This window comes from Haliscomenobacter sp., assembly GCF_041740695.1.
Classification (GTDB): Bacteria; Bacteroidota; Bacteroidia; order Chitinophagales; family Saprospiraceae; genus Haliscomenobacter.
On the sequence record NZ_JBGSLK010000020.1, the window covers coordinates 71,777 to 84,093 of the forward strand.

Here is a 12,317-nt window from a genome sequence, read left to right on the forward strand (position 1 = left end):
ATCTTGTTTGTTTATAGTTTCAAAAAAACGTATTGCTTGCACTCGTGTTACTTGCTGTTTGGCAGCGCATACACTACATAACCTCGTTGTACTGCCCCAGGCTTTTTGGAGTAATCATAACTGTCGCGTGTAAAGTTGGAAGTAGCGTTGATGACCAGGTACTGTTTTCCATTCAGGGTGTACATACTGGGCTGGGCATTGGCCTCATAACTCAGGGTAGTTTCCCATAAAATGTTCCCATTGTCGGCATCAAATGCATACAACTTACCTCCTTTGGCGGTGGCAAAAACTACCCCGGTTGAGGTAACTACCATTCCTTTTCTGAGGGTGCCGCCAGGAGCACCTTTGCTGGGGTCGCCCTTGGCGTATAAGGAATCCAGGCCGACGGGTTTTCTCCACTTGATGGTTCCTTTGTTCAAATCGTAAGCCACAATCGAAGACCAGGGTGGTGCCGCTAAACCTGACCATTCGGTTCCATAATCGGTGATGTAACGGTCTTTGGGGTGTTTTACGCCAGCGGGATACTCCGTCATGGGCGCACTTCTTTGTGCATCTGGCTTGATGGTAGCGCCACCAGAAGCGACCACAGGTCCTTTAGGAGGGGCAGCGTTGGGCCGACGGGGAAAATTAAAGCTCCGCGGAGTACCTCCCAGATAGCGGTAAAGCGCTTCAATGGTTTCCTCACTGACATGCGTAAAGCCTGGCATTGACCCCTTGCCACCCAGAACAATGTCTTTAAATTCGGTGTAGATGATGTACTGCCCGGCATTGACTAACGCTGGGCCAGTCACGCCCTCCATGTTTTTCCCGTGGCAAGGCTGACAGGTAGAAGCATAAAAAGTTTTTACCTGAGCGATTTGATCCACCGACAGGTCCATTTTCGGAGACTCTACTTTTTTCAAACGATAGGTAGAGGCGTGTTCCTGCGTCAGAATGTACATCAATCCATTTTTAGGATCAGAGGCAGTATTGCCATAATTGGCACCTCCCAAGGCCCCGGGCATCATGATGGTTTCGTATTTGTCGGAGGGAGGAATGTACAAGCCAGACTTGGCCGAGGCCAGCCTTTTTTGCCATTGTTGTTTGATGCTGTCCGGGAAAAAAGGGTTCAGGGTTTCTAAAGTCACTTCATGCCTAGTGAAATTAGGGAGTGAAGAAATGGGCTGGGTGGGCCAGGCTTTTTCTCCCGGCATTTTGCTGGCAGGGAAGGGTTTTTCTTCGATGGGGAACAAAGGTTTTCCGGTTTCCCGATCGAATACAAACAAGAATCCATGTTTGGTAGCCACTGCTACGGCATCAATGTTTTTTCCACCATGATTCACCGTTAACAATTGTGGAGCACTTGCGAGATCGACGTCCCAAAGGTCGTGGTGTACAATTTGATAGTGCCACAAGCGTTTCCCCGTGCGTGCGTCCACTGCCACGAGACAATTGCCGAAAAGGTTGCTGCCCAGACGGTCGGCACCATAAAAATCATAGGTTGGTGAACCAATGGGCAAAAAGGCGATTCCTCTGGTTTGATCTACCGAGATTTCGCTCCATACATTCACTCCACCAACGTACTTGTAAGCATTTTTTGGCCAGGTTTTGTAGCCAAACTCTCCTGGTTGGGGGATGGTGTGGAAAGTCCATTCCAATTTTCCGCTGACTACATTGTAAGCCCGCACAAAGCCAGGTGCCGAGAAAAACCCTTCGCCAGGAGCGGAGCCTACGATCACCAGGTCATCATAAATCACGCCGGGCATCATGGCCTGCATTCTGCGGATGGAAGAGGGATTCCGGCCTAGCCCTTCACGCATGTCCGTGTATCCATCATTGCCAAAACTCGTGATGGTTTTTCCGGTCACTGCATCGATGGCCTGGAGGGAGTTGTTGAGGGTGAAGATCAGGCGCTTGTCCTTTTTGTCTTTGCTCTCCCAATAATTGAGGCCCCTTCTACTCAAACCAGTGAGATTGGCGTGGATCCAGATTTCCTTGCCACTCAGCACACTCACCGCAATCAATGAATTGTTTTTGCCCATCACATACATCGTAGTGTCTACGATAATTGGGCTAAAGAAGTAGGGTTGCTGATCGCCCGAAGGATACATCCAGGCGACTTGCATCTTACCAACGTTTTCTTTGGTGATGTCCGCTGCTGCAAAATACCTGGATTGGTCGGGGCTGCCGCCGTAATGTGCCCAAGTGGTATGGGCGGGGTCGGTATTGTTGTCGCTATAATCAGCTAAGGACAACAATGCAATGACTACCAGTAACAGTAGTACAATAGAAGTGGGTGTAAAAAGGCTAGACACCTTTTTGTTTTTGTTGCGATCTTTAAACATGTAGGCTCCATTTAACATTACCAATGCGACATCCAATGCTTTGATTAGCAAATCGCATTGGTAATGCGATGAAAAACGCTAAAATAATTGTCTAAATTACAATTATTTTGAAATGCAGAGAAAAATTTGGGGAAAAAATTTCCTGCTTGTACTGTGCATTACAAAGTGAAAATTCCAGTTGGATGGATGCCAGCAATTAATGCTTGACTAAACAGCCTACTTTCTGTATCTTGCCGCCATAGTAAATCATTTTCCACATGGAATTAAAATTGGATTTGAACTATCCGCAAATTCTCAACTTGGTTCGGCAACTTCCCGTCAATCAAATAGCGAAGCTGCTTGTTGATGCACAAAGTATTTTGGAAGAGGAGAAGACAAGTGAAAACGTAGCTTCTTTTCAAGCATTCCTGCTTTCTGCGCCTGTAATGAGCGATGAACAATATGATTCGTTCCTTGAAAACCGAAAAATGTTTGCGCAGTGGAGAATGGGATGATTTGTTTGGACACCTCTATTTTGATTGATTTTTTCAGAAAAGAAAAAAAGGAAAACTCGCTTTTTTTCCGACTGACTCAGTAGTATCGAATTTTTACGGTGTCTGTAATTACGATCAGGAAAACTGCGGTCAGGAATAGGGTAATTCTTTTATAATAGTTGGTCATGGCTGTTGTTTGTTTGGAAATCTTCCAAGCCTAAGCCGGAGAAAGCAGCGTCAGTACTTGTTTTTTGATTACATGACACGGTGATTTTAAGCAATAAAAAATAAACCATTGGGCCTCCGTTTTTATAACCCATAAGGACGGTAATGCCCAATGGCCTCAAAGTCTAACTGGGGTCTGTTTTTCTAAAGTTGGTGCATCATTATTGTAAATATCCCTGATGCAAGGGTATTTGCCATTCCGCTTTTCAAAAATGGAAACATACTTACCAGTGGTTACTTTGCCAGTGGCATCGGTGGAGGTGGTTTTCCCGGCTTTGATGACCAAATCATCTGCTACTTTAATGTCCTCTTGCAGCTTTGCCAATGAGGAAAGGGAAGAAAAATGGTGCGCCTGTGATTAATTTTGACTCACTCTAATCTTCCCTTTCCCATCCGAATGTTTAGTATGAACAATCTATTTCTCCGATCCGGGTGTCAAAAATGGTTCCCCATATTTTGTAGCAGGCGTTGATCTTGGAGCCACTAAAGTTTTTAACAAAACCCAGTGGGTCGGTGACCCCGTAACCGTCCACTTTCAGCTGTACATCGGTAGCACCTTCGGGAATTATTTGCCCTCAGGTACCCGATGATAACTGGATTTGTTTTTACCTCCCAGGGGTTCTATCAGGAGTTCATCCTTGGTCGAGAATGTAAGGTACTCTCCGTCTTCGGAATTCCTGTAGGTGTTGGGGTTTCGTGAATCTCGTGTATACATTCGGGCTTCACCAATCACTTGGCCTTCTTTGCTCGAAATCGTTTCCGATTTTAATCCATTGACCGTATGGGTGATTCGCAGGAATCCTTTTGAATCGTTTCTTTGCCAGGTGCCGGCAAAATCGTGAACCCGATTGAATGTCTTGACCCGATTACTGCCCTTGGGCTTTAGTTCAAAGGAGTCATCACTTAGGAACTTATAGACGTCACCTGACAGGTTAAATTGGTTCGGGATGGTGGAATCCGAAGAAAATGCATACGGCCCCTTGACGGGACTGCCCCCTGGAGTTTGAATTTCCCTGAGCTGCAAGGAGTTCCCGGTTTTCTTGATTTCAACTAGGTTCTTCTGGTATTCTTCACTCCAAAGTCCTTCCGGCTCAAAATCGGTAAATACGAACACAGCCTTTCCTCCGCTGTAGAACATCTTGTCCAATTTCATCTGTGAAACCGTTTCCTCCAGGTACCATTCGCTCATAAGATTTTCAAATGGCGATCCCTTGACGGCAAAGGAGTACTTGCCCAATTCGGCCTGAATAAGTTTCTGAGTCAGCGTATCCTCAACTCCAAAGCTCAACAGGATCTGCCCGGCCTCGTCCAAAACGGCTTCCTTACGATCCGTAATACCCTGGATATCGTCCTTTACTTCTATGGCCGTGCTGGCCAGATCAAATCCGAACAAGGCCATATCAGCTACCGTAGCCGTCACTTTGGCGACATTGGCCAGGGTGCTCGCGGTTCCTGCTACAGCGGCTGTAGCGGTGGCCGCTACTCCTGCCGTTGCTCCTCCCGTTGCTACAGTTGCCACCACCGAAACAAACGCTACCGTGGCCGTGGTGATAAGCGACCAGATGGCCTTTGAGTTTTGCAGATAACCATCCACCAACATACTGTCCTTTGCTCCGGGTTGCAGGTCTCTAGACCAGCACTGCGCCAGTCCATTTCTCCAGGGGGCTCCTGCGCAGCCGTATTTGTGGATGGCCGGGGTAATCTTCTTGCTGCTTCCATTGATGAATACTAGTTCCTTTATGGCAAGGGCCTGTGGACCTGGCAGGAGCTTGCATTTGTTAATTATATAATCCCGGATGGTTTCATTTTTGAAATTCCAGAACAAATATGACAACAGGGCGTCATCTCGCGAAATAGGTTCCGCTTCCACCAATCGCAGTTGTTGCTGTTGGTCACCTGGGGTGTCGCCCCAAGTAAAAGCCGGCATATCCCAGCGGGTAGACAGCACTTCGTTGTTAGACACATTGTATAGCTTGACGAAATCTCCTTCCGAAACCAATCGGAACCGCTGGCGCTTGTCGTCGTCTTTAAAATCCCATTGCCCGAAGTTCTTCTTCGATTCTGGTAAGGCCAAAGCCTGTCCGAAACCGTTCCTGGCGGCCTTATTGAAGATCCAGTATTCGTCGGGCTTGCCGGTGGGTATGAAGAGCCATTTGTCGTACCCTTCATCATAGGTGTCTTTTTTACCTCCACCCGCTTCGCCATTCCCCCAGATACATAAGTTCTGATTGGCTGAGGTTCGGAACTGCAGCTTGTAGTACACGCCGGATTTAATGCTAACTCGAGATACACAGTTGGGATCTTTAACATCCCATTCGCCCCACATGCCACCGACGCCCTGGTTACTGGTGCGTTTTGGTGGGCCTTGATTGACGCCATTGATCACGATGGAAGTACTTTTGGCAGCAGCTTCCCAGCCCATTCCACCGTCAGAAGCCAGGCGGGCGGAGTACTGAACGATACCCACTCCTTTGCATCCATCATTTTTAGGGGTGTTCCACTTCGGTAAGCAGGTGTTATCCTTAAGATCCCATTCGCCCCACATCCCTCCAGCGCCCTGATTACTGGTGCGTTTTGGTGGGCCTTGATTGACGCCATTGATCACGATGGAAGTGCTTTTGGCAGCAGCTTCCCAGCCCATTCCACCGTCGGTAGAAAGGCGGGCGGAGTATTGAACAATGCCGGGACTGATGCAATTGTCTTTTTTGGGCGTTCCCCACTTTGGGAGGCAAGAGTCGTCTTTGATGTCCCATTCGCCCCACATTCCGCCGACGCCCTGGTTGCTGGTGCGTTTTGGCCGGCCTTGATTGACGCCATTGATCACAATGGTAGTCGATTTAGCGGCGATGTCCCAACCCAGCCCAGCATCTGAAGCCAATCGGGCAGAGTACGTGGCAATGCCATTGCCGATACAACGATCCTTTTTGGGAGCGCCCCAAATTGGCAGGCAGGATTTGTCGTCGATGTCCCATTCACCCCACATGCCCCCCAAACCCTGGTTGCTGGTGCGTTTTGGCGTTCCCTGGTTAACACCGTTGATGACAATGGAGGTGGTTTTGGCTGCATTTTCCCAGCCCTTGCCCGCATCATTTGCCAATCGGGCAGAGTAGGTGGCTCTACCGCTACCGATACAGCGATCCTTTTTAGGTGCCCCCCAAGACTGGGCAGATAGGGAGAAGCTGAAGAGAATTGCACATAATAAGTAAACGGTTTTGAGAAAGAAGCGCCTTTCTCCAGCTAACCGTAAACGGCGGGGTAAATCAGGCAGAAATCGATCGTTTTTGCTTGCCGTTTTTTGGTAAATGCTACTAAAGTGAACCATGACGAAATGTTTTAATTCAACTCCCCGAAAAGAATTTTCAGGAACCCTACAAAGATGCAAGAAGCCCCGCCACACCACCCGCACACGTTTCGCAAAAAACTGGACAGGATTCGCATTAGGCAAAAAAATGACAGGACAGCTTTTGCAAACTGCCCAAAATTCAATCGTAACCAACAGAATATTAGTTATTTGCGATATTCGATCGGCGCTTTTCCAAATTCCTTGTGGTAAGCCCGCGAAAAATAGTTCGGGTCGTTGAAACCGACGGCGAAGGCAATTTCGGAGATGTTCAGGTGGGTGGTTTTCAGCATTTCCATCGCCCGGTGGAGGCGGATTTTTCGGATGAAAGCGTTGGGCGGTTCGCCGGTGAGGGCGTTCAGTTTTCGGTAGAGTTGTGATGGGCTGAGGTGGACGGCACGGCTGAGTTGCACGGCGCCGAGTTCGGCGTCATCGAGGTTTTCAAGGACTATTTTTTGGAGTTTTTGCAGGAAGATATCTTCGAGGGTGGGTTCGGCTTCCGATGTGCTTGCAGTCACACCCTCACTTGTGGCTGCATACCGCTTTTGCAATGCCCGCCGCAGCTCCAGCAGTTTTTCCAGCCGAATATACAATTCCTCCTTGTTGAAAGGCTTCATCAAATAGGCATCCGCCCCTTTGCGCAGGCCGGTAATGCGGTCCGACATCTCTGCTTTCGCCGTCAACAAAATGATGGGGATATGACTGGTGCGTTGATCGTTTTTGAGGATTTCGCAAACTTCATAGCCGTCCTTTTCCGGCATCATCACATCGCTGATGATGATGTCGGGGATGGTGTCGAAAGCCGTTTCGATGCCCACCAACCCATTGGGTGCGGTGTGGACTTCATAATCCTTTTCCAGCAGGCCGACGATGTAGGCGGTCACGTCGGCATTGTCTTCGATGAGCAGCAGGACAGGCTTTTCACCCGCCAGGGATGTTGTTCCTTCGTTTGCCCGCGGGGTGCTAACATCGGGCATATCGGGTACCAATTCCGGTGCAATGGAACGGAAAGTCAGAACCTCAGACAGCGACAAGGCGGCGCTGGCTTCCAACCTGACGGGCAACAGCAGGGTAAACGTGGTTCCTTTTTCAAACGCACTTTTAACGGAAATACTGCCGCCCATCAGCTCGACCAATTCTTTGGTGAGCGCCAGGCCGATGCCCGTGCCTTCGCCCGTGCGGGTACTCGAATTGTCTGCCTGGTAAAAGCGGTCGAAAATATGCGCCAACTGCTCTTCGGGAATACCTGTGCCCGTGTCTTGTATTTTCAGCTTCAACAATAGCTGTCCGTTATGCTCGGTTTGGTTGACGTGCAGCACGACTTTGCCGCCCTCTTTCGTGAATTTGAGCGCATTGGACAGCAGGTTATAAACGACATGCTGAATTTTCACCTCGTCAAAGTCCATGACCAATTCCGGGGTTTCGGCGTAAAAAGTCAGTTGTATTTTTTTCTCGTGCGCCATCGAGTGAAACGATTCCGTCAGGTATTGCAGGTAATTGATGATGTCGCGTTGCACTAGATCCATTTTCATGGCGCCGGAATCGAGTTTGGAGAGGTTGAGCATTTGGCTGATGAGGCGGAGCAGGTTTTTGCTGTTGCGCCGGATAAGTTTCCGCTCGTTTTCATGACCCTTGATATTTTCTATCAAGCCCATGATGACGGTGAGCGGGGTGCGAAACTCGTGGGTGATGTTGGTGTAGAGGCGGGTTTTGAGGGTGTCGAGTTCCTGCAAGCGCAATGCCTCAGCTTTTATGGATTGGCGACGCATCTCAAAGCGGCGAATACCGAAAAGCAAACCTCCGGCAGCAATCAGGTAGAACAAATAAGCCCACCAGGTGCAGTAGAAAGGAGGAAAGATATGAATAGTAATATTTGCCTCGTTCGGGCTCCAGAACCCATCCGCCGTTTTGGCTTTTACCCGGAAGGTGTATTTACCGGGGTCCATGTTCGTGTAATGAATCTCATTGCTCGTCCCGGCGCTTTTCAAGTCTGCATCGTAAGGCGCTAATTGATAGAAATATTGCAGTTCTCCGGCTTTGTAAAAGACCGGCATGACGAAACTGAAACCAAAATCCGCCTGGTTGTGGCGCAATTGGATTTTCTGGCTGAAACGAAGTTGTTTTTTCAACAAAGCATCCTGACCGCCGGGCTGCACTTTTTTATGGTTCAGGTAAAAATCGAGCAGCTGCACGGGCGCTACGTATGCTTTGGGTTTCAGGCTATCTGGATGGAAGCGAACCAATTTCCCAGCCATGGAAAAATACAAATGTCCGGTATCGTCCCGGTAAGCCCACTGATAATTAAAATGGATGATCGGCAGGCCGTCGTTGATGTTGTAATTGGTAAAAGTTCTGGTTGCCCTGTCGAGCCTGTGCAAACCTTTCGGTGTACATATCCAGGGATTGCCATGTCCATCTTCCACCACTCCGGTCGTCTGGTTGTGCAGCAGTCCGTTGCTTTCGTTGTAACTCACGAAAGCATCGGCAGCCGGGTCGTACATGCTCATGCCATTGGAGGTGGAGAGATAAAACCGGCCCGCTTCGCCGGGGTAAATCTTGTGGACAACATTGACCGAATGGCCGTCGCCCGGGTGCATTTCGTATTTTCTGCTTTGCCGTGTTCCCAAATTGTATCGAAAAACACCAAAGTTGGTGGCCAACCAGACGACGCCGGCTTCCCCAAAATGAATGTCCACAATGGCGGCGCCAACTTTGGAGGAATCGGGAAGGCCGGGGATTTTTGGGTAAATATTCACCCATTCATTTTGCGCATCGTCAAAATATTTGAAGCCCGACCATATCCTGCCGTCCGGGCTGGTCTTTAGCCAGGGAACCCTGCCCGGCACGAGCTGAATCTTCCCGGTTTCAAAACTGAAAACTTTCACATGGAAGACATCTGGCTGCTGTACCCACAGTTCATTTTTGCCCGACAGGGCGATGCTAAGGGTGGGAGCATTGAGCAAACTGACGGGGATTTCCGAGGCCACTAACTTATTCTGCCGCACATCGAATTGTCCCAAATTATCCCAACCATTGATCAATAGCTGGTTTTCATCCAGCCGAAGGATTTGAGCGTTGTCAATGTTTCCCACGATTTCAAACGGATGCTGCGGCGAATGCGAAACGATGACACCGCCTCCGGACGTGGCAAACCACAAGCTCCCCGCCGCATCCTGATAAGTGGCAGCAACCTTGAACATCGGCACACTGGCGGGGTCTTCGTCCTCGTGCCGCAATATCCTGAACTGGCCAGTGACAGGGTCGTAACGATGTATTGCGCCGATGTCGCCCATCCAGATTATCCCAGACCTGTCAGCCAGTAGGCAAGCTGGTGCTTTTAAAAATTTCGACCGGAAAGAAGTGGATATATCTTTGAATTCCTTTGACTTAGGATGATAGGTCCAAAGCCCTTGGGTGCCCGAACTGACCATCAGGCTGCCATCCGGCAATTCAACAATGTCAGAACCATAGCGGATGTTCTTTTTCAGAAATTCAGGCGGCAATTCGACCCGGCGGAACTCGTCCTTTTCGGGATTTTTTTGGTGCAGGCCATCAGAATTCCCCACCCAGGAAGTCCCGTTTTTTTGTTGAAAAAAAACCAACCCATCCCTGAAATAAGCTCCGAAGTTGTCAAAATCGCCAGTCGCTTTCGACCACCGGCACACCCCATCCACCGCGGTGCCGATCCACATATCCCCGTCCTGGTCTTTGTTGATGAAATTGATGTCGTTGCCGCAAAGGCTCCGTGGGTTGGCGGGGTCATGTCTGAGCTGTTCAAACGTCTCGGTGCCCGGGTCGAAAATGTAAACGCCCGAACTTGTTCCGACCCAAATCCGGCCGTCTGCTGCTTCGCAGATGGCAGTAGTCAGGTTGTTGCCCAAACCTTTTGGGTTGTTTTGGCTGTATTGATATTTTTTGAAATTTTTCCCGTCGAAGCGGTTCAGCCCGTTGAAGGTAGTGAACCACATGAACCCTTCGCTGTCCTGGATGATGCTTTTGAGCCAATAAGTCCCAGCATTGGACAGACCGTCTTCCATTGTGAATTGCTGGAACCTAAGCTCCTGACCAATGGACAGTCCTGGAATTGCCAGCAGGATGATGAGGTAGATAAGCCGTTTGTTCAAGCTGAAAATGGATGGTCAATTCCAAATGTAGTATTTTTTTTAATTACAACCTTTTTTTAATAAACTCACAATACGTACTCATATCGGATTCACTATTATTGTGGACATTGGTTTCTTTTTTTCCATAGCCTTAGAGCTCAAAATGTTGCATAAAAAAACCTGTGAGACATAAAATCTCACAGGCTTTTTCCACAAAAAAACAAACTATCTACTATTGCGGATACCCCGGATTCTGAGTTTTCAAATTGGGGTTATTGAGCAATTCCTGCTTTGGAATAGGCAGCAACAAATGCTTCTCTTGCAAAGGTTGATTGGAACTCAAATTAACATGCCCAACAAATTCATCAAACCTTTTGGTGTTTTCGTTGAAAGCTTTGCGCAAACGCACCATGTCAAACCAGGTGATTTGTTCGTAGCACAACTCATGCCAGCGCTCTTTCCAAACGGCCTCGCGGAATGAGTTTTGATTGTAAGTTTCTATACCTGGCGTAGTGAGTTTGGCCCGGTCTCTGATGCGTTTGAAGGCATCGTAAGCCGCTTGGGTAGGTGCACCCAATTCGTTCTGCGCTTCTGCAAACATCAATAGCACTTCAGCATAACGGATCTGCGGCACGTTCAGGTTGTTTTGGCGGGTACCCGCCACTCCAGAAGTGCCGCTCGAAGTACGATTGAAGTGTTTGAAGATATAAGGAGCGCCCAATTCAAACCGTGCGCCATTACCATTGGTAAAATAAGTAGTGTAGAAATACCCTTCCTGGTCTTTTGCCCGTAAATCACCGTCCTCATACGATTTGTAAAAAGCGGGGGTAGGTACCGTACTTCCTGTACCACCAGGGCCGTTGAAGGTTACAGGTTTAAAGTTCGGATACATGTTCTCCATCGGATTCCCAGCCACTAAAGTGTTGTATTGCAGCATAAAGAGATGCTCAACGCGGTTTTCAGTACTTTCTTTATGCACATCTTCGTAGCTCGTAAAAAGATTAATTGAACCAGGGTTGGCATTGGCATAGGTGATCACCTCGGCTGCCTTATCCGCCGCTAGCTTGTAATGCGAAGCTCCCTTTTTCAACGGGAATCCGGCCATGGTCAAATAGACCCGCGCCAACTGCGCTTTTACCGCGGCCGAATTTACACGACCACGTACATCCATCCAGTCCAAACCCGCTGCCTCGGCAGCAATTAAATCATCTACAATCAGTTTGTACACTTCTTCTTGTGGCGTACGTACAGGTAAAAAATCTTCAGAAGCTGCCGTCTGTGGCGCAGTGATGAGCGGAATATCGCCCCACAATCTAACCGCTGTAAAGTAAGCCGAAGCACGCAAGAAGCGTGCTTCACCCAAGATTTTTTTCTTTTGGGCTTCTGGCATGGGCGTAATCGGCGGCACTTTTTCAATTACTTGGTTGGCCTGCGCGATCACTCGGTACAGTCCGTTCCAATAATTGACCACGTGGGCGGTATTGCCGTCGTGTACCAGTCCATACAGGTTATTCAAATCAGAGTTTTGCGCTGTTTCGGTAGTTGATGTACCCGTGAGGGCTTCTAACAATTGCCAGTTGCTCGAAAAAATACCAGCACCACCGCCCATAAAGCGCAAGTCTGCATACACAGCAGCAATCGCAGCTTCAGCATGGTCAGGAATGGTATAAAAACTATCAGGTGTAAGGTTGGAAGGCGCCTCTTCCGTCAAAAAATCGGAACAACCCGAGGTCCCCAGCAAAATCGCCCCAACGAGCGTAGCTTTGCCGATATATTTGATGATATTCAATTTCATGACAAATGATGTTGTGTTTAATGAAGAACTAGATTTAGAGTGTGTTTGGAATTGTAC

General features: G+C 48.6%; 6 protein-coding genes. 2 read left to right on the plus strand and 4 right to left on the minus strand.

Features of this window, described 5'->3' with window-relative positions; genetic code table 11:
• Nucleotides 1-47: 47 nt before the first annotated feature.
• Nucleotides 48-2,324, minus strand: a complete 2,277-nt coding sequence (locus ACEW9O_RS03830) for a PQQ-binding-like beta-propeller repeat protein (RefSeq protein ID WP_373548803.1) — start codon at nucleotides 2,322-2,324, stop codon at nucleotides 48-50.
• 257 nt (nucleotides 2,325-2,581) lie between these two features.
• Here ACEW9O_RS03830 and ACEW9O_RS03835 point away from each other — a divergent pair, with 257 nt between their 5' ends.
• On the plus strand, nucleotides 2,582-2,818 hold the full coding sequence (locus ACEW9O_RS03835; RefSeq protein WP_373548804.1) for a hypothetical protein: 237 nt from the start codon (nucleotides 2,582-2,584) through the stop codon (nucleotides 2,816-2,818).
• A gap of 416 nt (nucleotides 2,819-3,234) precedes the next feature.
• Nucleotides 3,235-3,384: a hypothetical protein gene (locus ACEW9O_RS03840; RefSeq protein WP_373548805.1), complete on the plus strand. Its 150-nt coding sequence runs from the start codon at nucleotides 3,235-3,237 to the stop codon at nucleotides 3,382-3,384.
• Nucleotides 3,385-3,587: 203 nt separating this feature from the next.
• Here the strand turns inward: ACEW9O_RS03840 and ACEW9O_RS03845 are convergent, their stop codons facing one another.
• The 3 genes from ACEW9O_RS03845 to ACEW9O_RS03855 form a co-directional block, all read right to left on the minus strand.
• Nucleotides 3,588-6,344, minus strand: coding sequence for a hypothetical protein (locus tag ACEW9O_RS03845; protein ID WP_373548806.1), 2,757 nt, complete (start codon nucleotides 6,342-6,344; stop codon nucleotides 3,588-3,590).
• Between the two features lie 185 nt (nucleotides 6,345-6,529).
• Nucleotides 6,530-10,486 carry an ATP-binding protein gene (locus ACEW9O_RS03850; protein WP_373548807.1) on the minus strand — a complete coding sequence of 1,319 codons (3,957 nt, stop codon included), beginning with the start codon at nucleotides 10,484-10,486 and terminating at the stop codon, nucleotides 6,530-6,532.
• 211 nt (nucleotides 10,487-10,697) lie between these two features.
• Complete coding sequence (locus ACEW9O_RS03855; RefSeq protein ID WP_373548808.1) at nucleotides 10,698-12,260, minus strand: RagB/SusD family nutrient uptake outer membrane protein; 1,563 nt, start codon at nucleotides 12,258-12,260, stop codon at nucleotides 10,698-10,700.
• Nucleotides 12,261-12,317 lie beyond the last annotated feature (57 nt).